The organism is Streptomyces sp. DSM 120436 (assembly GCF_055778765.1).
Genome location: NZ_JBSKBS010000001.1, coordinates 422,567 through 446,202 on the forward strand (window position 1 = coordinate 422,567; position 23,636 = coordinate 446,202).

The following is a 23,636-nucleotide window of genomic DNA, read 5'->3' on the forward strand; positions in this document are numbered from 1 at the left end:
AGCGAACCGGGACCCTGGTCCCTTCACACGGCCGTGCCCTCGCGGCCGTCGGGGGGACCGGGGGAGGACCGGCCGTGGACCGGGACGGGGTGCGGGATCCCGTCTCCCCGCACCGGCGCCGAAGGGGGTCATGCAACCGGAATGACACGGACCCGTGTCTATAAGGTGTGCGTGATCTGGTGACCGCGGTCCACCACTGATACGTCCGGAGGTCGAGGGGACCGGCGCGGACGCTAGGAAGCAACGGAACACGCGCGCGTGCCGCGTGTGGGGGGATGACTCATGACGTCGACGCCGACAGGCGCCCACCGGGACGACGACCCGTCCCAGACCACCCAGCTCAGGGTGCCCGGCCACCGGAACTGGAACACCGGCACGTTCCGCCGGATCAAGAAGGCGCTGCCCACATACGACTACGAGCACTACAGCCGTCTCGCGGGTCCCCTCACCCAGCCCGATCCGAACAAGCCGTACACGGTCCAGTACCGCTCGCTGATCTGGCAGGAGCCGCACCGCATCCGCATCGCGCTGATGCTGCTGGCGGCCCCCGTGCTGTCGCTGGTGCTGCTGGTGTGGCTGCTCCAGCCCTCGCACTGGACGGAGCGCGACTACCCGGCGTTCGAGTGGCTGCCCGCCCTCGACGTCGTGATGCTGGTGTCGATCGGTCTGATCGAGCTCTTCCGCTGCCTGAACGTGGTGTCGAACGCGCACGCCACGCTCGTCGCCCGCGACCCGGTCCCGGTGGTGCCCGAGACCGGCACCCGGGTGGCCTTCCTCACCTCCTTCGTGCCCGGCAAGGAGCCGCTGGAGATGGTGACGAAGACCCTGGAGGCGGCGGTCAGGATCCGCCACCGGGGCCTGATGCACGTGTGGCTGCTCGACGAGGGCGACGACCCCGAGGTGAAGGCGGTCTGCGAGCGCCTCGGCGTGCACCACTTCTCCCGCAAGGGCGTCGCGAAGTGGAACCAGCCCAAGGGCCCGCACCGCGCCAAGACCAAGCACGGCAACTACAACGCCTGGCTGGACGCGCACGGCGACCACTACGACTTCTTCGCCTCGGTGGACACCGACCACGTGCCGCTGCCGAACTACCTGGAGCGGATGCTCGGCTTCTTCCGCGACCCGGACGTCGGCTTCGTCATCGGCCCGCAGGTCTACGGCAACTACGACAACTTCGTCACCAAGGCCGCCGAGTCCCAGCAGTTCCTCTTCCACGCGCTGATCCAGCGCGCCGGCAACCGCTACGGCTCGCCCATGTTCGTGGGCACCTCCAACGCCGTGCGCATCAAGGCGCTGAAGCAGATCGGCGGCCTGTACGACTCGATCACCGAGGACATGGCGACCGGGTTCGAGATGCACCGCGCCAAGAACCCGGAGACCGGACGGAAGTGGCGCTCGGTCTACACCCCGGACGTGCTCGCGGTCGGCGAGGGCCCCAACGCCTGGACCGACTTCTTCACCCAGCAGATGCGCTGGTCGCGCGGCACGTACGAGACGATCCTCAAGCAGTACTGGAAGGGCTGGTACTCGCTCCCGCCGAGCAAGCTCTTCAACTACACGATGATGATCATCTTCTATCCGATGTCCGCCCTGAACTGGATCCTCGCGGCGCTGAGCTGCGCGCTGTTCCTGGGCCTGGGCGCCTCGGGTGTGAACATCGACCCGGCCGTCTGGCTGATGCTCTACGGCAACGCCTCCGCGCTGCAGATCGGCCTGTACGTCTGGAACCGCCGCCACAACGTCTCGCCGCACGAGCCGGAGGGCTCCGGCGGTGTGGCCGGCATGGTGATGTCCGCGCTGTCGGCCCCGCTCTACGCGAAGGCGCTGATCGACTCGGTGCTGCGCCGCAAGAGCACGTTCGTGGTCACCCCGAAGGGCGACTCGGCCAGCCCGGACACCTGGTTCGGCACCTTCCGGTACCACTGGTACTTCATCCTGATCTTCGGTGGCTCCATCGCCGCGGGCTTCGCCTTCGGCAACTCCCACCCGGCGATGGTCATCTGGGCCACCTTCGCCCTGCTCATCACCGCGACGCCGATGTTCGCCTGGCGCCACGGCATGCGGCAGGACCGGAAGAAGCCCGGTGCGCACGCGGCGGGGCAGCAGCACGAGAGCGCGGCCCCGGCCGACGGCGTGCGGATGCCGCAGCAGCACGCCCCGCAGCAGCCGCACGCCCCGCACCAGCCGCAGGCGCGGCCCCAGTGGGCCGGCTCCCACGGCGCACCGGGCGGATCAGGGGGCCCCGAAGGGCCGGGAGGGCCCGGGGGCGGCAACCCCGGTGACGACCAGACCATGCAGATCGCCCTTGGTGGACTTGGGGGACGTAAGGAATGACTGACCGTGCAGGCCGCCGTCGCGCCCGTCGGATCGCGATAGGCACGGTGGTGGTGCTCGCGCTGGCCGGGATGAACGGCCCGTGGCTGTACCGCTTCGGGACGGAGAAATACCACCAGTACAAGATCGACCAGCCGGAGTACAAGGCCGCGAACGGCAAGTGGGAGATCATCGATTTCCCCGAGGAGTACCGGCAGAACACCATCCACGCGGCGCTGCTGCGCACCGGCAAGGTGCTGCTCGTCGCGGGATCGGGCAACGACCAGGACAACTTCGACGCGAAGAAGTACGACACCCGGATCTGGGACCCGGTCAAGGGCACCGTCAAGAAGGTGCCCACGCCGACCGACCTGTTCTGCACCGGCCACACGCAGCTCGCCAACGGCAACCTGCTGATCGCGGGCGGCACCAAGCGGTACGAGAAGCTCAAGGGCGACGTGAAGAAGGCCGGCGGCCTGATGCTCGTCCACAACGAGAACCCGGACAAGCCGGTCACCCTGCCGGCGGGGACGAAGTTCACCGGCAAGGAGAACGGCAAGACCTTCGTCTCGAAGGACCCGGTGCTCGTCCCGCGCGCCGAGAAGAACTTCGCCCCGGAGACCGGCGAGTTCCTGGGGACCACCCCGGGCGTCGGCCGCATCTACGTCGAGGCGCAGAAGGAGGGCGCCAAGTACGAGACCGGCACGCAGGACAACTACACCGTGCAGGGCCTCACCGGCGAGGACGCGCAGAACACGTACGGCGTCGCCGAGAAGCTCGCCCTGGACAAGAAGGACTTCCAGGGCATCCGGGACGCCTACGAGTTCGACCCGGTCGCCGAGAAGTACATCAAGGTCGACCCGATGAAGGAGGCCCGCTGGTACCCGACGCTCACCACCCTGAGCGACGGCAGGATCCTCAGCGTCTCCGGCCTCGACGACATCGGCCAGCTCGTCCCGGGCAAGAACGAGATCTACGACCCGGAGACCAAGGAGTGGGAGTACACCGACGAGGTCCGGCAGTTCCCGACGTACCCGGCGCTGTTCCTGATGCAGAACGGCAAGATCTTCTACTCGGGGTCGAACGCGGGGTACGGGCCGGACGACGTCGGCCGCGACCCGGGCGTCTGGGACGTGGAGACCAACACGTTCAAGAAGGTCCCCGGGCTGAGCGACCCCGACCTGATGGAGACGTCCAACACGGTGCTGCTGCCGCCCGCCCAGGACGAGAGGTACATGGTCATCGGCGGCGGCGGGGTCGGCGAGTCCCAGCGGTCCAGTGAGAAGACCCGGATCGTCGACCTGAAGGCCGACGACCCGCGGTTCGTGGACGGGCCGTCGCTGGACAAGGGCACCCGCTACCCGCAGGCGTCGATCCTGCCGAACGACGAGGTGCTGATCTCCGGCGGCTCGGAGGACTACCGCGGCCGCAGCGACTCCGACATCCTCGAGGCCCGGATCTACGACACGGAGAAGAACGAGCTGCGGCGGGTCGCCGACCCGCTGGTGGGTCGCAACTACCACGCGGGCTCGCTCCTGCTGCCCGACGGCCGCGTGATGTTCTTCGGCTCGGACCCGCTCTTCGCCGACAAGGCCAACACCAAGCCGGGCGAGTTCGAGCAGCGCATCGAGATCTACACGCCGCCGTACCTGTACGGCGCGGAGGGGCAGCCCGACCTCTCCGGCGGGCCGCAGACCATCGAGCGCGGCGCGTCCGGCACGTTCACCTCCGCGGACGCCGCGTCGGTCAAGAAGGCGCGGCTGATCCGGCCGAGCGCCACCACCCACGTCACCGACGTGGACCAGCGCTCGATCGCCCTGGACTTCACCACCGACGGCGACAAGGTCACGGTGACCGTGCCGGAGAACAAGAACCTGGTCCAGTCCGGCTGGTACATGCTGTTCGTCACCGACGGCGACGGCACGCCCAGCAAGGCCCAGTGGGTGCAGGTGCCGTAGCGCGCCCGGCCGCGAGCCGTGTGACAGGGGGCGCCGTGCGGATCCCACGGCGCCCCCTTCGCGTCCCGGCCCCGCCGGCCGCGTCAGCCGGTCGTCCCGGCCGGCCGCTCCAGCCAGTCACCTCAGCCGGCCGTGCCGCGGGCGAGGTCCAGGGCGTAGTCCTGCCACCACTCGCCGGCCTTCGGGCCGCCCTTGCACTCGCCGTCCGACTCCCCCGGGCGCTTGATCCACAGGTAGGCGTCGACGAGCGGGTCGGCCGTGCGGGTCGTCGGGGTCTCGCCGAGCGCCCGGCCGGGCGGGTTGCACCAGCGTTCCTCGGCGTCGCCCCCGGTGTAGGGGCCGTTGCCGTTGCGGCTGGTGTCGATGACGAAGTGCTTCCCGCCGACCTTCGCGGACAGCTTCCTGCCGTACGCGATGGAGTCCTCGGTGGTGTAGAAGTTCGAGACGTTCACCGCGAAGCCGTCGGCCTGGTCGACGCCGGCCCACTTCAGCGGCTCGTGGATCTGGTCGGGGTCGCCCCAGCCGGCGTTGCCCGCGTCCAGGTACACCTCGGTGTCCTTCAGGCCCTTGAGCTCGGCGACGGCGCCCTTGAGGAGGTCGTAGCGCTCCTCGTGGTACTCCTGCGGGGTGCAGCCGTCGACCAGGTGCAGCACCGCGTCCGGCTCCAGCACCACCGTCGCCGGGCGGTCCCCGATGCCCTCGGCCACCGCGTCGACGAAGTCCCGGTAGGCGTCGCCGTCGGGGGCGCCGCCCCGCGAGTACTGGCCGCAGTCGCGGTGCGGGATGTTGTAGAGGACCAGCACCGCCCGGCGGCCGGCCTCGTCGGCGGCCTCGGTGAGCTCCCGGGCCTGCTCCTCGGGGTTCTCGGGGCTGATCCACTCCGCGACGGGCTGCTCGGCTATCCTGCGGAGCTGCTCCGCCTCGGTCTTCCTGCCGTCCTTGCGCAGCTCGGCGACCTTGCGCACCGCGAGGCCGTCCGGGTTGACCCAGAAGGGGGCCGCCTCCTTCGGCTGCTGCACGACGGCAGCGCCGGCCGGGCCCTCCTCCTGGTCGCCGTCCTTGCCGTCGTCACCCCCGGAGGAGCATCCCGCGAGCAGCAGCGCCGCCCCCAGCACCGCCGCGGACGCCCGCCTCCCGGCGAACGCCCCGGCCCCCCTGCTGCCGTACATCCAACCCCCCCTTGGGTGCACTCGGTTCACGTCTTCCGAGCCCCAATCCTGGCACACCGCGCATCGTGCCAGGACGGCCGAGTCCCGCTTGTCCACGCCCTGTCACAGCGGGCCCCGGACGGACGCGCCGCCGGGCCGCCGCGCGCGGCCGGATCCACGTCCACCTGCGCCGATCACCGAACGCGACCGGTCCGGGACGTGACGGGATGCGGCCTCTGGGCCGGGTCCGGCCTTCCCTCCGGAGTCGGGCGCGCCGGCCTGCGGCCAGGCCGGCGCGCCCGCGCGCCCTCCGTGGACCTCCCGCGCGTCCCGCCGGGTCCCCCTCCCGCGGCCCGTGCCGCGCGCGGTCGGGGACCGGTCCGGCCGACGGCCCCGGGGAGCGGGGCGCCGGCCGGGCCGGGCGCGGCGGGCCGCCCCCGGAGCTCACGCGTCGGTGAGGTACGCGGAGACCACCACGTTGGCCTCGTAGGCGCCGGTCGCGCGGTCGAAGGCGCCGCCGCAGGTGATCAGCCGGAGCTCGGCGCGCCCCGCGTGGCGCGGGCCGTACGCCTCCTGGGCGTCGAAGCCGGCCCGGTCGAGCACGCGGACGTCCTCGACGGTGAACTCGGCGACCGTGCCGTCCCCGCGGGCCACCCGGATCTCCTGGCCGGGCGCCAGCGTGTCCAGCCGGTGGAAGACGGCGGGCCGGGTCCGGGAGTCGGCGTGCCCGACCATCAGCGCGACGCCCTCCGCGCCGGGGGCGGTTCCGGCCGCGTACCAGCCGACCTCGCCCGCGCGGTCGAGCGGCGGCGGGTCCGGGGCGCCGCGCCCGTCCAGGCCGCGGGCGACGACCGGGGCGCGCAGTTCCAGGCCGGGGATGTGGAGGGTGAGCGGCTCGGCGGCCTTCAGCGGCCGGTGGACGGTGGGCAGGTCGGTCAGGGGCGGACGGCCGGCCGCCGCCATGTCGCCGGTGGCGGTCCCGGCCGATCCGGCGGGCACCTCGGTGAGCCCCTGCCCCCACAGCCACAGCCCGAGCAGCAGCGCCACCCAGACCGCCCCGGCGGGCAGCCGCTTCGTCGTCACGCGCACGAGGCCGGTCACTTCGTCCCCCGCCCGCGCCGGGCCTGACGGCGGGCCGCGCGGTGCACGGTGAGGGCGGCGGTCCCGGCCAGGGCGAGCGCGACCACCGTCTGCGCGGTGCCGGGCCCGTCCTCCTCCCGGCCACCGGCGAGGGGACGCGCGGCGCCGCCGCCTCCGGCGTTCACGGGGGCGACGGGGGACGGGTGCGCGGAGGGCCCGGCTCCCCCGGCGGGGGTCTGCTTCCGGACGACCTCCAGGGTGCCCTGGTGTTCCGTGCCGTCACAGGAGACGGTCACCGGGTACGTCCCGGCGGGGAGCGTGGACCGCACCCGCCCGTCGCCCGCGAGGCCGTCCCCGGCGGGGGTGAGGAGGGCGTCGGACACCAGCGCCGGGGACCGCGCGACCGTCTCGCGCGCGTCGCACCCGGTCACCCCGAGGACGATGTCGCCCCCGGGCGCGGGGGCCGCCGGGAGCACGGTGACGCTCCCGCCGTCCGCCACGTCCGCCGCCCGGGCCGCCGGACCGAACGCGGTGACGGCCAGGACACCCGCGCAGAGAGCGAGTCGCCGCTTACCCATCGAGAACCTCCAGACACTCAGGAGGTTCTCCCGCGCGGCCCGGCCCCGCACCCCCGTACGCGCGGCCTTGGGCCGGGCGGGTGAACGGGATACGGCGACCGGGCCCTACGGGATCAGACCAGGTCGACGATGTCCGCGATGGAGTCGACGACCTCGGACGGCCGGTACGGGAAGTTCTCCACCTGCTCCGGCCGGGTCAGCCCGGTGAGCACGAGGTACGTCTTCATGCCGGCCTCGATGCCCGCCAGCACGTCGGTGTCCATCCGGTCGCCGATCATCGCGCTGCTCTCCGAGTGCGCCCCGAGGGCGTTGAGCCCGGTGCGCATCATCAGCGGGTTCGGCTTGCCGGCGAAGTAGGGCTGCCGGCCGGTCGCCTTGGTGATGAGCGCGGCCACCGCGCCGGTCGCCGGGAGCGGGCCCTCGGTGGAGGGGCCGGTCTCGTCGGGGTTGGTGCAGATGAACCGGGCCCCGGCGTTGATCAGCCGGACCGCCTTGGTCATCGCCTCGAACGAGTAGGTGCGGGTCTCGCCGAGGACCACGTAGTCGGGGTCGTGGTCGGTGAGGATGTAGCCGATGTCGTGCAGCGCGGTGGTCAGGCCGGCCTCGCCGATGACGTACGCCGACCCGCCGGGCCGCTGGTCGTCGAGGAACTTGGCGGTGGCCAGGGCGGACGTCCAGATGTTCTCGATCGGCACCTCGAGCCCCATCCGGCGCAGCCGGGCGTGCAGGTCGCGCGGGGTGTAGATCGAGTTGTTGGTGAGGACCAGGAAGGGCCGCCCGGTCTCGCGCAGCTTCTTGAGGAAGGCGTCGGCCCCGGGAATCGGCACCCCTTCGTGGATCAGCACCCCGTCCATGTCGGTGAGCCAGGACTCGATGGGCTTGCGGTCTGCCATGTGCGCGATCTCCTCGCCGTACGCGGTGCCGTGGGCCCCAGCCTAAACAGCGTGGGATCACCGTGGGAACGGCGGTCCCCTCCCCGGTCGCGGGCGGTCGTGCCCCGGAGGAGCGCAGGTGGGCGCCGGGGACACCTCCTCCGGGAGAGGCGCCCCGCCGGGGAGGCGCCCCGCGAGCGCCGGGTTGCGCGGCGCCCCCGGCCCGCCCCCGTGCCGGGTCCTGGTCGAAGCCCCGCCCGCGCGGCTACCCGTCCTGCCCGAACACCGGCGCCAGCACCAACTGCGCCGCCCCCTCGGCGACCCGCCCCTCCCCGGGGACCACCCGCACCGCGACCCCCTCCTCGCCCGTCCTGCGGGCCCGCGCCTCCAGCACCGCCCGCACCCCCCGGGCGAACACCTCCGGCGCCCCCTCCACCGTCCGCCCGCCCAGCAGCACCCGGTCGATGTCCAGCAGCCCCACCAGGTTCGCCGCCCCGGTCCCCAGCACCCGCGCCGCCTCCGCCGCCTCCCCCCGCGCCACCGCCGCCAGGCACAGCGCCTCCACGCACCCGCGGTCCCCGCACCCGCACGGCGGCCCGTCGAGCTGCACCACCTGGTGCCCGAACTCCCCCGCCCCGGTCCGCGGCCCCCGGTGCACGCTCCCGCCGACGACCAGCCCGGCCCCCAGCCCCGTACCGAGGTGCAGGTAGGCGAAGGACCCGCCCTCTCCCCCGACCGCCAGCCCGAGCGCCACCGCGTTGGTGTCCTTGTCCACGACCACGGGCGCCGCCCCCAGCCGCTCGGCCAGGGCGTCCCGCAGCGGGAACCCGTCCCACTCGGGGAACCCCGTCACCCGGTGCAGCACCCCCCGCCGGTGGTCGAGCGGCCCGGGCAGCGCGACCCCGACCCCCAGGAGCGAGCCGCCGCCCGGAATCCCCGCCCCCAGTTCCTCCACCGCCGACGCGACCCGCGTCAGCACCGCCTCCGCCCCTGCGCCCAGGTCCAGCGGCGCGTGCCGCCGCGCGACCACGGTGCCGTCGAGGTCGGCCAGCACGGCCCGGAGCGCGTCGCGGTCCAGGTGCACGCCCACCGCGTGGCCCGCCTCCGGGACCAGCCGCAGCACCGTGCGCGGCTTGCCGCCCGTGGACGCCCGGCGCCCGGCCTCCGCCGCGAGGCCCTCCTCGCGGAGCCGGGCGGTTATCTTGCTGACCGCCTGCGGGGTGAGCCCGGTGCGCTCGGCGAGTTCCAGCCTGCTGATGCCGTCGGCTCCCGCCGTGCGCAGCAGGTCCAGCACCAGCGCGGTGTTGTGGCTGCGCAGGGCCAGGAGGTTGGCCCCGCCGCCCGCACCCCGCATGCCACCGCCGTACGTCCTGTTCACCCGCCCATTGTGGCCCGCTCTTGCACTTTGGCAACAGCGTTGCGAAAGTAGGGGCATGACTGGCACTCCCCTCCGCGTCGGCCTCGTCGGCTACGGCCTCGCGGGTTCCGTGTTCCACGCCCCGCTGATCGCCGCGACCCAGGGCCTCACGCTCGACACGGTCGTCACCTCGCACCCCGAGCGGCAGGCGCAGGCCCGCGCCGACTTCCCGGACGCAACGGTCGCCGCCTCGGCGGACGAGCTGTGGGCGCGCGCGGGCGACCTGGACCTGATCGTCGTCGCCTCCCCGAACCGGACGCACGTCCCGCTCGCCACCGCCGCGCTGGAGGCCGGTCTGCCGGTCGTCGTGGACAAGCCCGTGGCGGGCACGGCGGCCGAGGCCCGCGCGCTCGCCGCGCTCGCCGAGAAGCGCGGCCTGCTGCTGTCCGTCTTCCAGAACCGCCGCTGGGACAGCGACTTCCTCACCCTGCGCCGCCTGATCGCCGACGGCGAGCTGGGCGAGGTGTACCGGTTCGAATCGCGCTTCGAGCGCTGGCGCCCGCGGCTCAAGGGCGGCTGGCGGGAGTCCGGCGACCCGGCGGAGATCGGCGGCCTGCTGTACGACCTCGGCAGCCACGTCGTCGACCAGGCGCTGGTCCTGTTCGGCCCGGTGACGTCGGTGTACGCGGAGACGGACGTCCGCCGCGAGGGCGCGCGGACCGACGACGACACCTTCCTCGCGCTCACCCACGCGAGCGGGGTCCGCTCCCACCTGTACGTCTCCGCGACCACCGCCCAGCTCGGCCCGCGCTTCCGCGTCCTCGGCTCGAAGGCCGGCTACGTCAAGCACGGCCTGGACCCGCAGGAGGCCGCCCTGCGCGACGGCGCCCGCCCGGGCGCGTCCGGCACGGAGTGGGGCACGGAACCGGAGGAGCTGTGGGGCCGCCTCGGCGCCGGCGAGTCCCCGGTGACCGGCGGCGGACGTGCCGTGGAGACGCTGCCGGGCGACTACCCCGCCTACTACGCGGCCGTGGCGCGGGCCCTGCGCGACGGCGGCCCCAACCCGGTGACCGCGCTGGAGGCGGCCGACGCCCTCGACGTCCTGGAGGCGGCGCGCCGTTCGGCCGCCGAGAAGGTGACGGTGACGCTGTGAGCAAGCCCGAAGCGACCCCGACCGTCGAGGAGCTGGAGGCGCAGGAACAGCGCCTGGTCTTCCGCCGGTTCACCCACGAGGACGCCTGGGCGCTGGGCTGCCTCCTGGTGGAGATGGCCCGGGAGCGGCAGGCCCCGGTCGCCGTCGACATCCACCGCGCGGGTCAGCAGCTCTTCCACGCCGCGCTGCCCGGCTCCACGCCGGACAACGACGCCTGGATCGCCCGCAAGCGCCGGGTGGTCGAGCGCTACGGCTCCGCGTCCTACCTCGTGGGCGCGCGGTTCCGGGCCAAGGGCACGACGTTCGAGGAGTCCTCCCGCCTGGACCCCGACACGTACGCGGCGCACGGCGGTTCGTTCCCCGTCACCGTGGCGGACGTGGGCGTGATCGGCGCGGTCACGGTGTCGGGGCTGCCCCAGCTCCAGGACCACCGCATGGTGGTGGAGGCGCTGGAGCGGTTCCTGGCCGCGCACTGAGGCCCCCGGCGCCCCGGCTCCCGTGGCGCGCCGTGACGCACTCGGCATGACACACCCGGCATGACACACCTGGCACGACGCACCCGGAGGACTCGCCGGGTGCGTCGTCCGGGTGCGTCGTCCGGGGTCACGGGCCCCGGCCCCCCACCACGGCGCGAGCGGTGAGGGGCCGGGGCCCGTGGTGCGTCCCCGGCCCGGGGAGGCGGAGCGACACGTGCGCCGGGCCGGGGACCGTGGGTGCGGACGACGGGCCGGGGCGGCCGGTCGGCCGCCCGCGACCGGCGGGATCCAGGTCTCAGACGCCCGCCACCGACTGGATCCAGGAGCGGTACGCCGTCACGTTGGTGTACGCCGTGGTCGTCTGGCGGTCGCTGGTCGAGGCGACGCCCACCTGGACGCCGTTCGCCATCATCGGGCCGCCGGAGTCGCCGCCGGCGGTGATGCCGTCACCGCGGCGGGCGCAGATCGCGGAGCCGCCGTAGGCGTCCGAGCAGCCGCCGGTGACGGTGACGTTGGCGACCTTCAGGTACCGGGACTGGCAGGTGGCCTCGGAGCCGCACCGGGAGGTGGCGCCCCAGCCGTACACCTGGACGTTCTGGCCGACGCGGACGGTGCCCGGCTGGCCGAGGCGGGCGTAGGTCGCGGACACGGAGCGGTCGAGGCGGACGAGCGCGAGGTCCGAGCCGTGGGTGTGGGTCTGGACGCCGTTGGCGACGGTGCCGCCGCTGTGCTGGTCCAGGCTGCCGATGCGGAAGGACAGACCGCCGCCGGTGACACAGTGCTTGGCGGTGAGGATCCAGGTCGGCGCGATGATGGTGGCCGAGCAGGTCTCACGGCCGTTGGAGAACAGCCGCGCGGCCCAGGGACCGCTGGAGGCCTGACCGCCGCCGATGATGGGCTGCGGCGCCTTGGTGACCGGGGGCGGCGCCGGGGCCTCGGCCGCGGCGGCGGTGGGGCTGAGGAGTGCGAGGACGGTGACCGCGGCGGCGGCGAGCGCGGGAACGAGCCGGGATATGCGCAAGGTTCCTCGATTCGACGGGCACGCAGGGGGCGCGTGCTCAGCTGTGGGGGACGCGGCCCGGCGAGGAACACGGGGCCGCACCCCGTCCGAACTCCTGCCCGTGACACAGGAGTTCGGTGTGGGGTACGGCACAGGTTCCCGAAGATTCGTCCAACGGGGTACTAACGGTTGGGGATAACACGGCGCTATACCCGCCCCGACCTGGGCGGAGCCTTCTCCCCGCCCTGAAAGGCCGTGTGACGGCGCGACGGCACTCCGACGGCACTCCGACGGCACTCCGACGGCGGGGAGTCGCCCAGGAGATCCCGCGGACCGAGCGCCTGCCGGCGAGGGAGGGGCGAGCAGCCGGCGTCCCGGGGACGCCGACGACGGCCCGGCCGTCCGCCCCGCCTTCCGGCTGCGGCTCGGGAACGGCTGAACCCGCCGCACGCGGGGCGGGCGCCTGCCGTCACCGGTACAGGACGGCCCGCTCGACCACGCTCCACGTCGTGCTCGTCACCACGTAGAGCGCGGCGGCGAGCGGCACCACGGCCACGGTGACGAGCGTGAAGAAGGACGTGAACGGCAGGAACCGGGTCAGCGCGGCCGCCCCCGGCACGGACTCGCCGGCACCGGCGCCCGTGGACGGCGGACCGGGGTCGGCGGCCATCGAGCGCCGGGTCAGCCGGTAGCCGAACGCGGCGACGGCCGCCACGACGGCGAACAGCCCGACGTACACGAGACCGGCCGCCCCGAACACCCCGCCGTCGCCCAGCGCGTCGGTCCAGCGCCCGCCGAGCGGCGCCGCGAACAGCTCGTGCCCGAGCAGCGTGTTGGCCTGTCCGCCGATCGTGCCGCTGGAGAAGAGGTGGTACAGCAGGAAGAACGCGGGGAGCTGGAGCAGGCTGGGCAGGCAGCCGGACAGCGGGGACACCTTCTCCTCGGCGTGCAGTTCGAGCACGGCCTTCTGGAGCTTCTCGGGGTTCCTGCCGTGCTTGCGGCGCAGTTCGGCGATCCGCGGCTGGAGCGCGGCCCGCGCCTTCTGGCCGCGCGCGGCGGCCCGGGACAGGGGGTGGACGAGGAGACGTACGAGCGCGGTGAACAGGACGATCGCGGCGGCGGCCGAGGCGGCGCCGAACAGCGGCTGGAGCAGATCGGCCAGGTGCTGGACCAGGTCGGCGAAGACGGACATGGGTGAGCCCTCCGGGGGTCTCGTCGTGCCGGGGGTCCCGGCGCGACGGACGGCCGGGACGGGATCGGGGAGGTCGGCATGACGACCCGCGCGCGGGGCGGCGTGCGGAACGGAGGGGGCGCGCAGGAGAGTTCCGTACGCGATGCCCTGCGAGGTGCCCTACGCGGCGGTCGCCGGGAGGGCGTGACCGGGTGCTCGGGGCCGGGTGCGGCCCTTGGCGTCGGGATCCCGCTGGGGCAGGAAGGCGGTACGCCGGTCGCGGTCGCGCAGGGCCGTCCGCACCCGGGTGGGCGGCACGGCGGGCGCGCTGCGGGCGGCGAGCACGGCGCACACGGTGAGGGCGGCCCCGGCCGCGGCGGTCGCGGCGAGCGTGACGTGGACCAGGGAGAGTCCGCCGTCGGGGGCCGGGGTCAGCAGCAGGGCGACCTGGAGCAGCGGGAAGAGCATGACGAGGAGGGCGCGCACGGAACGCGTGGCCGGCCGTCCTGCGGTCGTGTGCCGCGTCATGGGCCGTGTCCCCCTCTCCGTCCCGTGGTGCGTCGTGCACCGCATTGTGCCAGGTCCCGCCGCCGGGCGGGCGTCACAGGGGTCCGCCCCCACGGTCTGCCGACGGCCGGCCGGGCCGGAGCAGCGTCCGGCCGGCCGGATCGGTCGGGTCCCGTCCGAGTCCCGTTCGGAACCCCTCCGCGTCCCGGTCCCGGCACCACGTCGACGTCCGGGACGGCCCCGATGGTTCCCCGGCGGTTCCCCGACAGTCCGCGGACGGGGCGGTCGCCGCACGCGTCCGGAGGACTTCAGACCCTCTCCTCTGTCACCCGTCGGCAGTACGGTGTCCCCCATGCGCTCCGACACGCCTGCCGAAAACGTCGACCACATCAACGAGGCCGCCCGGCTGGAGCGGACCGCCGACCGCTACCCCGAGGACGCCGAGGCCCTGCTGCTGCGGGCCGCCGCCCACCGGGAGCTGGCCGGCGACCGCCCGGCCGCGACGGCCCTCTACGACCGCCTGCTGACCTCGGGCGCGGACCTGGACAAGCCGTACCTGGTCCGTGCCCTGAAGGCGTCCAACCTGTGGGAGTACGGCCACGAGGCGGAGGCCCGCGCGATCATCGACGGCATCCGCACGGCGTCCCCGCGCGACCCCGCCCCCTGGGTGATCGCCGCGGAGGCGCTGGAGGCGCACGACGAGCTGGAGCAGGCGCACGAGACGTTCACCGAGGCGGTGCGTCTGCTGCTGGCCGGCGTGACGGAGCCGCCGCGCGCCACGCACCCGCTGCTCTTCGGCCGCCACCGCGTGCGCAGGATGCTGGGCGCGCCGCACGACGAGTGGGACGCGCTCGCGGACACCGTGCACCGGCTCCCCATCGGCCTGGACGAGCTGCACGACCCCAAGCGCGTGTGGTCGCTGGGCTCGGAGAACCCGGAGGAGCTGGAGGCGGAGATCCTGCGACTGCGCGCCGAGCTGGGCGCGTACCGGGAGGCGCTGTCCCGCCCGTTCCCGGTGGCGGTGCTGCACTGGCCGGCCGACGAGCTGGCGGAGCTGACGGAGGCGTACCCGGAGCTCGCGGAGGAGTACCCGTCCTACGAGGCGCACCTGGGCACGATAGAGGCGGCCCTGCGCGAACTGGCCGCCTCCGGCACGCCGAACCTGGGCATCGTACGGGGCACGGTCCCGTCGTACGAGGCGTTCGCCGCGTCCGAACTGGCGTCCCCGTCGGACGCGTCGCTCCTCCCCCAGTACGCGACGACGCTGGCGGCGCGGGGGCGCGCGGTGGCGTGGCCGCCGGAGCGCGCGGAGGCGTGCTGGTGCGGGTCGGGGCGGGGTTACGGGGAGTGTCACGGCTCCTGACGCTCGGAAGCCTCGCTTCGCCAGGAGGGATCCGTGGGACCTCGTGGCGGACGACGGCCGCCCGCAGGACCAGGTCCGGGGCCGGCCGCCGTCCACTACTCGTCGACCCCTCCGAGACGGCGGGCGTCTTTGATCTCGTGGAACCTGGCAGCCGTCATCGGGGCCCACTCCCTCCTCCGTCCGGCGGCACGGAGGGCTTCTCCGACCTCGCTGAGCTTCGCGGAGGACAACACGCCCGCCCGCTCGATCAGGTCGTCCCGGGCCACGGTGGTCAGCCAGGTGCAAGGAGTGAAGCCCGGCCGCGGGAACGCGAACCGCAGCACGCCTTCGAAGGGCAGTCCTTCCAGGGCGCCCACGGCGATTTCGACGCCCAGGCCGCTGAGGTCGACGCCCGCCGGAGCAACGACCTGCATCGCCTGGAACCCGGACGGCTCGTCGTCCGACAGCAGCACGACCGGGCGCCGCTCGTCGAAGTCGACCCACCAGATGTCGCCGCGTTGCATGTGTCCTCCTGGCACGAGAGGGCGGACGAACGCTGCGCGCCCCGAGCGGGACACGGAAGCGATGCAGCTCAGCCCCGTCTTCGCACATCGTGACCGAGGGGGCGGTGAAGACGGGTGCGGCCACCGGTGATCACCGGTGTGTGAAGACTGAAGGTCATGCGGCGGCCACGGGTCACAGCGTAGACCCTGCCCTCTCGGAAGGAGGCGCGCGGCCGGGACCGGGTTGCCGGGCCCTCGGAGCCCAGGCGTGGGTGTGGGCCGGTCACCCGCGGCCGGTCACCCCGCGGCCGGGCTGCGAGGCCGGTCACGGTGAGCGCGCCAGGCGGCGAGCGCTTCGGTACGGCCGCCGGCCGGATGCTCCGCATGCCAGTCACGCAGGAAGCGGTTGAGCTCGAACTGCGCGCCGATCTCCTGAGGCCGGGCAGCGGTCCGGCGCGTGGCGTGCCAGTGGGCGACGGCGTCGGCCAGGGTGCGCCCTGCGCCTTCGGCGACGAACGTCCGCAGGGAGGCGTCGAAGTGGAAACCCGGGCCGATCTCGCGGCGGAAGTACTCGCGCAGCACCTGACTGCACCGCTGGCCCTCGGGGATCACGGTGGACCCGTTCACCGGCGCGGCGAGCCGGCGGCCGGCGCTACGCGTCCGGGGCGGCGCGGCCGGCGGGGTGACGCCGTCCAACGCGGCCCGTAGCCGCTCCGCCAGTGCTGCCTTCCCACCGCCCCGCGCCACCCCGAGCTCCCGGGCGAGCACGGTCAGCTCGGCCGGCGTCCAGTACCAGCGGGCCAGCTCGTCCCCGCTCAACGCCGCACTCAGCTCCGGGCGCGCCTCGGCATCCGCATTCGAACTCACGTTCACATAATGGGCGAGGTGATACACCGGGCGTCCGGCGAGACGAACCGGCGACCAGCCGCGACGCAGTGAGAATTCGGCACCTCTGAGGAGGCCGAGTGGAGATCCGCCCGTTGCACTGCGACAGACAGGTCGCTCCGCGGAGCAACCGCAGAGCGACGACGGCGTCGTTCGCCGACAAGCGTGCTGATGTGCCGACTGCGGCACGTCGCCACAGCGCGCGACCGGGCAGGCGACCCCAGCGGAAGCGCGGACTCCGTCCGCCTCTCCAACGCCGGCAGAATGCTGGTGTGTCCGGTGTCGTCCCGTCCTCCCCCAGCGTCTCCGCCCGCATGAGCAGACAGGCGAGCAAGGACACGGGAGCCGAACTGGCTGTGCGACGGTTGCTGCACGCGGCCGGACTGCGATACCGCGTCGAGTACCCGGTGCCCGGAATGGCGCGACGACGCATCGACGTGGCTTTCACCCGCGCCAGAGTGGCCGTTCTGATCGACGGATGCTTCTGGCACGGCTGCCCGGAGCACGCCACGCGCCCGAAGTCCAACGCCGACTGGTGGCGCGCGAAGCTGGACCGGAACATGGCTCGGGATCTGGAGACCACCGAGCATCTGACCGCGACGGGGTGGACGGTTCTGCGATTCTGGGAGCACGAGGATCCGGAAGACGTGGCCGCCCGGGTGAGAGCGGTTGTGGAACGGCGCCTGGCGGAGCGGGCGGGAAAGCAGGAGGCGTGGGGGGACTGACCTTCGTGGACGTGTGCTCGGGGGCGGGCGGACTCGCCCTCGGCCTGGAGCAGGCCGGGTTCGAGCCGCGACTGCTCCTGGACGACGACGCTGACGCCGTCGCGACCCTGCGGGCCAACCGGCCGCACTGGAACGTGCTCAACACCGACCTGCTCGACTTCGACCCGTCCGAGCACCCCGAGAGCTACGACGTGGATCTCCTCTCGGCGGGGTTGCCGCGGGTGAAGTCGAGTGCGACCGCCCAACGGGCCGAATCAGATCTGGAGGAGCGCCTGTTGGAGGCAGCGGTCTATCTGGCCCACGCCATCAGGCCGCGAGCGGTGATCATCGAGAACGTTCCCGATCTCGCCCACTCGGACAGGTACCAGCGTTTCCGCGACTTCGCGCGCGCCGAACTGGCTCACTTGGGTTATGAGTTCAGCTGGTTCGTCGTGAACGCCGTCGACTTCGGAGTGCCGCAGAACCGTAAGCAGGGTGTGCTGGTGGCCGTCGAGCGACGTTGGGCCGAGGCGTTCCGTCCACCGGCGCCCACGGTGCGGCGACCCATGACGGTCGGTGCCGCCCTGGGGCCGTCCATGGCGGCACGCGGTTGGCCGGACGCAGCCCGTTGGGCCGCCCAGGCCGATCAACCGGCTCCCACCCTCGTCGGAGGTTCGAAGAACCGAGGGGGCGCAGACCTCGGGCCGACCGGGGCCAAACGGAAGTGGGCCACCATGGGCGTCAATGCGCACACGGTGGGCGACGAGGTGCCCGGCCCCGACTTCGTGTGGGATCCCGCGCTCGGCAGGGACAACATGGTGAAAATCACAGTCGAGCAGGCGGCGCTGCTCCAAGGTTTCCCCGGATCGTGGGAGGTCACCGGCCTGAAGACCGCCCGGTACCGTCAGATCGGACATGCGACACCGCCCCCCGTCGGCCAGGTGCTGGGTCGGGCCGTCGCCGAGGCCCTGGACGGGGAGCCGGCGATCCCCGCCGCCGGCTAGACTTCCGCCACATGACCAGCACGCCGCCCCACCAGTCCATCGTCGACAAGCCCTTTGTCCTGGACCTCTTCGCAGGGCCCGGTGGGCTGGACGTCGCCGGTCACAAGCTGGGCCTCCCGAGTCTGGGGATCGAGTGGGACAGGAGCGCGTGCCTGACGCGCTACGCGGCCGGCCTGGACACCCTCCACGCCGACGTGAGCGCGGTTCGCAGGGAACTCTTCGAGTCGCTGCCGCCGGAGATCAACGTGCTCGCCGGTGGTCCGCCGTGCCAGACGTACTCGGTGGCGGGACGGGGCGCCGGACGCAAGGCGCTCGAGGAGGTCAAGAACTACATCAAGCGGCTCATGGCAGGCGATTCCGACGCGGCGATCGACAAGGAGTTGAGGAAGCTCAGCGACCCGCGCACCGCGTTGGTCCTCGAACCCCTCCGATACGCGATCCAGGCCACCAGGAGCCCGAACCGCGGGCACCGGCCGTACGACGTCATCATTCTGGAGCAGGTCCCCTCCGTGGTGGCGCTCTGGGAGGGATACGCCGAGGTTCTGCAAGAGGTCGGTCTCCCCGACGGCACCAAGTACCAGGTCGCCGTCGACGTCCTGAGGACCGAGACCTACGGAGTACCGCAGACCCGGTCCCGTGCCGTGCTGATCGCCCGTCGTGAGGGACTCGGCAAGCCCTCACTGCCCGCACCGACCCACCGCGCCTACGAGGCGAAGGAGTGGAACCGCAGGAACGGTGGCAACGCGGCACCGGCGGCTCAGCCGACCCTTTACGACATGGACGTCCCCGAACCGCGACCGCGCCCCACGGAGGACGACGGTCTGGAGCACTGGAAGTCCATGGGCGACGCCCTCACCGAGCCGGTCGGCACGCACCCGGGGCGCAGGACGCCCTTCTTGATCCGGTCGAACTACGGCAGTTCGGGAAACCCGGGGCGACGCGGAGTACGGACCGATCGACAGCCCGCCACCACTGTCACCGGCCGTATCTCACGCTTCGTGGTCTTCGAGCCCGTCGGCGACCACCACCCCGATGTCGTCCGAGAGGGCCCGAGGTTCAGCATGAACGAGGCGGGGATGCTGCAGAGCTTCCCGCCGGACTACCCGTGGTCGGGTACGGCGAAGGCCCAGCAAGTGGGCAACGCCGTGCCGCCCCTCTTCGGGGCCCACCTGCTGAGCGCGGCGCTCGGCCTTCCCGCTCCGACCCCGGAGACGATGCGCGAGCCGTGGGTGCCGGCCACGGAGGAACAACGGGCCAAGCTGCGGAGCCACGGCTGCGGGGCCCCGGACAGCTGCACCGGCCGCTGCCCGCGCCCCGAGTAACTTGACGGCGTCGTATCAGTCTTCGCTCTTCCGGCCTCTGACCGGCGCAGTCTCGAACAGGTCGGCGAAATAGTCGGTGAGCGCAGCCACGGACTCCTCCCGGACAGGATCCTCGTCCGGCCCTTCGGGGAGGTCGTGGCGTGAGACCGGTGGGGCTGTCTCCGCCTCGGCGATCCAGTCCCGCAGACGAGCGGGATCCCTGGGCTCGTCCGGTGCGAGGACGTCATAGACCAAGGTCGCTCCGGCCGCGTTGATGGCGACGCTCAGCCCGTTGACTTCGCGTCCGGTGGCGATCTTTCCGTCCTGCAGAAGACGGACGACGGCCTGGGCTGTGGGGCGGTGGTCGAGCAAGCCCGACCGGAGGACGGTGTGGATGAGGTCCTGGTTGCCGCAGGCGGTCTCGACAGGCCCGTAATCCGGCCCGTTCCGAAAAATTTCGGCCGCCCACCACAGACGGGAGAAGCACTGCCGGTCCGAGGGGCCCCGGAAGCGTTCAGCAGCGACACGCTGTGCCGACTCCGACAGGTGACGCCACACGACATAGTCAGGGGCCACGGCCAGCGCCAGGTGGTTCCACAGTCGCTTGTCCGCCGCTTCCCTTCGTGTCAGACGCAAGGTGGCATGGAGCCGTGGCGCGAGCCAAGCGTCGGCTTTGGTGCGCTCGTCGCGGAACTCGAACATGGCGTCCTCGACCAGACTGCGGATCGGCTCGACCCACCACCGGGCGTCGTCCTCAGGGAGTGGCTCGGTGACCTTGGCGAGGTCGATGCCGCTATGAACCTGTTCGCCCCTGAGCAGTCCCTCGGTGAGGAAGGTGTCCACGGCCGAGCCGGAAAGCAGTGCCAGGCGCTCCGGTACGTGGTGGGGCTGGGTGATCACGTCTCGCTCTCCCTGTTCGTCCGTTCCAAACTGCGGATCATGTAGCCCACCGCCTTGGCGGCATCGGCACGCCGAACCGCCGCGTAATGGATGCGTGTCTGCAATTCGGCCCAGCCCGAGTCACCGGTGCGTCGGTGGTGGACCTGACGCAGGGCCTCCTCGACGTGCACGCCGGGCACGACGTCGGGGAGCATCTCCCGCAGCACCTCGCCCTGCCAGTCGGTCGGGAAGACCGGGCCACCGTCCGGTTCCACCTCCAGGTCACCGATGGCACCATGGAAGACCGCCGTCCACACATCCGTGGCCATCTGGGCGACGAGGAGGTCGCGCACCTTGCTGTCCACACCGGAGCCGTTGCTGTCCAACAGCCCGACGATCCCGTCGATGTCGGTGTTGACGAACACTGTGGGAACACGTGCCGTGGTGTCCACGAGCCAGGGCGCGTCGGCGTAGGCTCGCAGCCATTCCCTGGAGCTCTTGCTGAACGACGCCTTACGGACGTCCAGTCGCAGACCTCTGACCGGCTCGTCGGAGACGGTGTCCACGACCCAGCCCCGGTCGGTCTCGGTGATCGACCGTCCCCGCACCCCGTCGACCGTCCCGACGGCGTGCGCGCTGAGGGAGGCACGTCCCAGATGGTCGTCGCGAAGTACCTCCAGGTAGCCCGACCAGTCGTGGCTGCCCTCCGTGTCGCGTGTGAGGGCCGTCGAGGTACGGACGTTGGTCTCACCGTCGGTCAACACCGCGAGGACGCGCAGATCGGACCAGGCAGCGTCCGGAGCGTCGGCACCGGGCGGCAGCGTGACCGAGAGACCGATCGTCGCACTCACCCAGTCCGTGTGGCCCGCGACACCGAGGGCGACGGCCTGCTCCTGAACCGAGTAGGCGCTGGTGTCCAGTGGATCACGTGTACCGTCGGACAACTTGAGGGAGACCGACGTCACCCTGAGCGTGATCGGACGGCTGAGTCGCTTGTACGGGTAGATCTTCACGCGTCACGCCCCCTTGCTCACGCGCAGTTCGACGACGAGGCGGGTGAGCGTGGTCCGCACCGGGTGGCTGGAGACATCGGTGGCTCCTCGGAACCTCGCGCGGCGTGTGCCGGACGGGAAGCGCAGGGCCCCGTTCTCCACCTCGCAACCCTCCACCGCGACGAGTTCCGCCCAGTCGAGGCGCGGGCGCCCCCCGGAGCGGACGTCCAACTGGGCGACCGGCACCATCGGGACGATCTCATCACCGCGCGGGATCTTCACCTCGCCCGTGATCAACCACTCCCCCTGGTCACCGATCGTCGCCTCGATCGCGTCCAGCACCGGTACCACCGGACCGGAGGGCACCTTGGCCTTGGGTCGGCTCTTGACGGTCAGCGCCTTGCGCAGCGCCTCGCCACCTTCGCCCCTGCCGCGTTTCGGGCGGGCGACGAGTTCCCTGACCGCGCTGTTGACCTCGGTGGTCAGATTCTGGATCCGTCGATACGCGGAAGGGGACCAGCGCAGGGTCAGCTCCTCCGTCTGCCCCCAGCGGTCGTGCTCGGGCGGTTCCGCCGCGCGCAGAAACTCCTCGGCTTCCTTCGCGAAGGGAGCCGACTGACCAGCGGCCTCACCGACCAGGAGGACGGCCTGGAAGGGGTTGGTGCCGAGCGGCAGGTTCGGAACCGGTGCCTTCCTGACCGTCATGCGGTTGCCGCGCAGCGAGTGCACCTGGTTCTTCGGGGTGTCCTTGTCGCCGGCGGCCTCGGTGATCAGGAGGACCGCCTGGTGGGTGCCGAGCGTCCCGCGTGCGCCCCCGGTCAGCGGCAGCTTCAGAGGAACGTTTCTGAAGGCAACCTGCCCGGCTTCGGTGAGCCGATCCACCGTGGTGCCCTCGTAGTGGGCCCGCAGGGCGCGGGTACGGGAGGGCTGTTCGACGGACGGGTCCACCTTCGTCTCCGGCACGACCTCCTCGCCGTTGCGCAGAGCACGGACGGAGACCTCGAGCAGCGGGAGCCGTCCACCTCCACCGACCATGGCGGCCCAGAAATCGCGTCCCAGCGCCTCGACCAAACGGCCGTGCATTCTGCCGATGTCGCGCGTGTCCTCGGGACCCTCCTCCGCACGAGGTCCTCCGTCCTGGTCGTGCGCCTCCCCCTCGAGGCTGGCCACGTCGTGTGCGCCCACGATCAGGAAGGACGTACCGGGTTCGTCGCTTTCCCGGCTCAGATGGAGGCGGTCCACGGTCTCCTCGTCGGCCCACCAGGAACGGGCGACCTCGGCGCCAGGCCTGTCGGGGTCGGGGCGCCCGAACCAGGCGGGTCCCGCATAGGCGCGTCCTTCGACCTCCCGCCAGGGCAGTTCGAGACGGCCGATCACCCGTCGCTCAGTACGTCCCTCGTGCGGCACGGACAGAGTGGAGTTGATGAGCACGAGCCCGAGGGCGCTGGTAGCCCACAACGTGGCTTTTCCCAGACCGTACGAACCGCCGGCGGCCGGGCCTGACTTCAGGCTTTCGAGCTGCCGTCGGACGACGGCGGCGAACTTGCCGTCCGCGTAGTCGTCGCCGATGAGTCCGGAGGCGTTGTAGTCGTCGACCCGCAGCAGGACCAGACGGCCCTTCTCGTACATGTCGCGTACGCCGGCATCGACGACTCGGCCGACTTTCTGGTTGCCGGCCAGCTCCGAGACGGCTGAGTAGTGCGGGAAGAGATCGTTCCAGAGGATCGCCTCGCGGAAGGCGTCCAGGTGCTCACCCGTCAGCTCGTGCAGGGTGTAACGGACGCGGACCGGACGACCGTTCTCCGTCAACCGCTCGTCGAGGCTGTTCTGGCACGTCTCGCGTGCGAGGACCTGGACGTCGGCATCGAAGGCGAAGGCGGCCGCATTGCCCAGGTCACGACCGCCGTCGGGGTAGCCGGGGCGGTGGTACCAGGTGACGGGGAGGCCGGCTTGGGTGTCGGTGGTGCGGGTGTGCACCGTACCGACGTCCGTGCCCAGCACCCTGGCGATGTCCGTCATCACGGTAGGGCGTGGGGTCGACCGTCCGGCGATCCACGCGGAGACGGCGGCTCGGGTCAACCCGAGCTCCTTGGCCAGTTCGGCCTGCGTCCTTCCCGCGAGCTTGAGCTGCCGGGCCAGCCACGGCCCGAATTCCTCACCTGTCTCCACGCGCCACCTGTCTCTGTCCTCGGGTCGTACGAGGAGGCTAATTTGACGATCGCGATCACGTCAACCAAAAGTTAACCGCACAAGGGAGCATGACGAACTCAATCGCCTGGCCCGAATGGTCCGATTCGACCCCTTCACCCCTGCATGTCTTCCTTGCGTGAGCGGAGGTCAGCAACTCACCCCGGACGGGCGGAGGTTAAGGCTTGCCAGCACCTCAAAACCCCGATAGATTCGCCACGTTGGA

21 protein-coding genes are annotated in these 23,636 nt (G+C 72.2%); 8 read left to right on the forward strand and 13 right to left on the reverse strand.

All coding sequences use genetic code 11. From position 1 onward, the window contains the following. Positions 1 to 282: 282 nt before the first annotated feature. Both ACWH4W_RS01900 and glxA read left to right on the forward strand, forming a co-directional pair. Complete coding sequence (locus ACWH4W_RS01900) at positions 283 to 2,334, forward strand: glycosyltransferase family 2 protein (RefSeq protein ID WP_473074119.1); 2,052 nt, start codon at positions 283 to 285, stop codon at positions 2,332 to 2,334. After that, positions 2,331 to 4,271, forward strand: coding sequence for a radical copper oxidase GlxA (gene glxA, locus ACWH4W_RS01905; protein ID WP_473074120.1), 1,941 nt, complete (start codon positions 2,331 to 2,333; stop codon positions 4,269 to 4,271). The genes ACWH4W_RS01900 and glxA overlap by 4 nt, the downstream gene beginning before the upstream one ends. A 122-nt stretch (positions 4,272 to 4,393) precedes the next feature. Here the strand turns inward: glxA and ACWH4W_RS01910 are convergent, their stop codons facing one another. From ACWH4W_RS01910 to ACWH4W_RS01930, 5 genes are all read right to left on the reverse strand, one after another. Beyond that, complete coding sequence (locus ACWH4W_RS01910; RefSeq protein WP_473074121.1) at positions 4,394 to 5,440, reverse strand: glycoside hydrolase family 6 protein; 1,047 nt, start codon at positions 5,438 to 5,440, stop codon at positions 4,394 to 4,396. A gap of 423 nt (positions 5,441 to 5,863) precedes the next feature. Further along, the gene (locus ACWH4W_RS01915) at positions 5,864 to 6,508 is read right to left on the reverse strand and encodes a class F sortase (RefSeq protein WP_473074122.1); all 645 of its coding nucleotides are present in this window, start codon (positions 6,506 to 6,508) and stop codon (positions 5,864 to 5,866) included. An 8-nt stretch (positions 6,509 to 6,516) separates the two neighbouring features. Further along, a complete protein-coding gene (locus ACWH4W_RS01920) occupies positions 6,517 to 7,077 on the reverse strand; it encodes a hypothetical protein (protein ID WP_473074123.1) in 561 nt (186 codons plus the stop codon). Positions 7,078 to 7,190: 113 nt separating this feature from the next. Then, positions 7,191 to 7,970: an HAD-IIA family hydrolase gene (locus tag ACWH4W_RS01925; protein WP_473074124.1), complete on the reverse strand. Its 780-nt coding sequence runs from the start codon at positions 7,968 to 7,970 to the stop codon at positions 7,191 to 7,193. 244 nt (positions 7,971 to 8,214) lie between these two features. Beyond that, positions 8,215 to 9,303, reverse strand: a complete 1,089-nt coding sequence (locus tag ACWH4W_RS01930; RefSeq protein WP_473077389.1) for an ROK family transcriptional regulator — start codon at positions 9,301 to 9,303, stop codon at positions 8,215 to 8,217. A 79-nt stretch (positions 9,304 to 9,382) separates the two neighbouring features. Between ACWH4W_RS01930 and ACWH4W_RS01935 the strand changes: the two genes are divergently transcribed. Both ACWH4W_RS01935 and ACWH4W_RS01940 read left to right on the forward strand, forming a co-directional pair. Beyond that, entirely contained in the window at positions 9,383 to 10,459 is a 1,077-nt protein-coding gene (locus tag ACWH4W_RS01935) for a Gfo/Idh/MocA family oxidoreductase (RefSeq protein WP_473074125.1), read from the forward strand. Next, complete coding sequence (locus ACWH4W_RS01940) at positions 10,456 to 10,935, forward strand: heme-degrading domain-containing protein (protein ID WP_473074126.1); 480 nt, start codon at positions 10,456 to 10,458, stop codon at positions 10,933 to 10,935. Before ACWH4W_RS01935 ends, ACWH4W_RS01940 begins: the two co-directional genes overlap by 4 nt. A gap of 295 nt (positions 10,936 to 11,230) precedes the next feature. On the opposite strand, the gene ACWH4W_RS01945 is transcribed toward ACWH4W_RS01940, so the two are convergent. The 3 genes from ACWH4W_RS01945 to ACWH4W_RS01955 form a co-directional block, all read right to left on the reverse strand. After that, positions 11,231 to 11,956: a S1 family peptidase gene (locus ACWH4W_RS01945; protein ID WP_473074127.1), complete on the reverse strand. Its 726-nt coding sequence runs from the start codon at positions 11,954 to 11,956 to the stop codon at positions 11,231 to 11,233. A gap of 448 nt (positions 11,957 to 12,404) precedes the next feature. Continuing rightward, a complete protein-coding gene (locus ACWH4W_RS01950; protein ID WP_473074128.1) occupies positions 12,405 to 13,127 on the reverse strand; it encodes a YidC/Oxa1 family membrane protein insertase in 723 nt (240 codons plus the stop codon). Positions 13,128 to 13,286: 159 nt separating this feature from the next. Beyond that, positions 13,287 to 13,634 (reverse strand): DUF6412 domain-containing protein, encoded by a 348-nt coding sequence (locus tag ACWH4W_RS01955; RefSeq protein ID WP_473074129.1) that lies wholly within the window; start codon positions 13,632 to 13,634, stop codon positions 13,287 to 13,289. A 331-nt stretch (positions 13,635 to 13,965) separates the two neighbouring features. Between ACWH4W_RS01955 and ACWH4W_RS01960 the strand changes: the two genes are divergently transcribed. Further along, positions 13,966 to 14,976 carry an SEC-C metal-binding domain-containing protein gene (locus tag ACWH4W_RS01960; RefSeq protein ID WP_473074130.1) on the forward strand — a complete coding sequence of 337 codons (1,011 nt, stop codon included), beginning with the start codon at positions 13,966 to 13,968 and terminating at the stop codon, positions 14,974 to 14,976. A gap of 95 nt (positions 14,977 to 15,071) precedes the next feature. Here the strand turns inward: ACWH4W_RS01960 and ACWH4W_RS01965 are convergent, their stop codons facing one another. Next, a complete protein-coding gene (locus tag ACWH4W_RS01965; RefSeq protein ID WP_473074131.1) occupies positions 15,072 to 15,479 on the reverse strand; it encodes a type II toxin-antitoxin system PemK/MazF family toxin in 408 nt (135 codons plus the stop codon). A 276-nt stretch (positions 15,480 to 15,755) separates the two neighbouring features. Further along, entirely contained in the window at positions 15,756 to 16,325 is a 570-nt protein-coding gene (locus ACWH4W_RS01970) for a DUF6434 domain-containing protein (protein ID WP_473074132.1), read from the reverse strand. Between the two features lie 332 nt (positions 16,326 to 16,657). On the opposite strand from ACWH4W_RS01970, the gene ACWH4W_RS01975 reads away from it, so the two are divergent. Genes ACWH4W_RS01975 through ACWH4W_RS01985 form a run of 3 tightly spaced genes read left to right on the forward strand, consistent with a single transcriptional unit; the run spans position 16,658 to position 19,373 of the window. After that, positions 16,658 to 17,068: a very short patch repair endonuclease gene (locus ACWH4W_RS01975; RefSeq protein ID WP_473074133.1), complete on the forward strand. Its 411-nt coding sequence runs from the start codon at positions 16,658 to 16,660 to the stop codon at positions 17,066 to 17,068. Then, positions 17,056 to 18,051: a DNA cytosine methyltransferase gene (locus tag ACWH4W_RS01980; RefSeq protein WP_473074134.1), complete on the forward strand. Its 996-nt coding sequence runs from the start codon at positions 17,056 to 17,058 to the stop codon at positions 18,049 to 18,051. Before ACWH4W_RS01975 ends, ACWH4W_RS01980 begins: the two co-directional genes overlap by 13 nt. 11 nt (positions 18,052 to 18,062) lie before the next feature. After that, positions 18,063 to 19,373, forward strand: a complete 1,311-nt coding sequence (locus ACWH4W_RS01985) for a DNA cytosine methyltransferase (RefSeq protein ID WP_473074135.1) — start codon at positions 18,063 to 18,065, stop codon at positions 19,371 to 19,373. Between the two features lie 15 nt (positions 19,374 to 19,388). Here the strand turns inward: ACWH4W_RS01985 and ACWH4W_RS01990 are convergent, their stop codons facing one another. Genes ACWH4W_RS01990 through ACWH4W_RS02000 form a run of 3 tightly spaced genes read right to left on the reverse strand, consistent with a single transcriptional unit; the run spans position 19,389 to position 23,392 of the window. Further along, positions 19,389 to 20,252, reverse strand: a complete 864-nt coding sequence (locus ACWH4W_RS01990; protein WP_366253104.1) for a DUF6339 family protein — start codon at positions 20,250 to 20,252, stop codon at positions 19,389 to 19,391. Further along, positions 20,249 to 21,244 (reverse strand): hypothetical protein, encoded by a 996-nt coding sequence (locus ACWH4W_RS01995; RefSeq protein WP_366253105.1) that lies wholly within the window; start codon positions 21,242 to 21,244, stop codon positions 20,249 to 20,251. The genes ACWH4W_RS01990 and ACWH4W_RS01995 overlap by 4 nt, the downstream gene beginning before the upstream one ends. Positions 21,245 to 21,247: 3 nt before the next feature. Continuing rightward, positions 21,248 to 23,392, reverse strand: coding sequence for a helix-turn-helix transcriptional regulator (locus ACWH4W_RS02000; protein WP_366253106.1), 2,145 nt, complete (start codon positions 23,390 to 23,392; stop codon positions 21,248 to 21,250). Between the last annotated feature and the right edge of the window lie 244 nt (positions 23,393 to 23,636).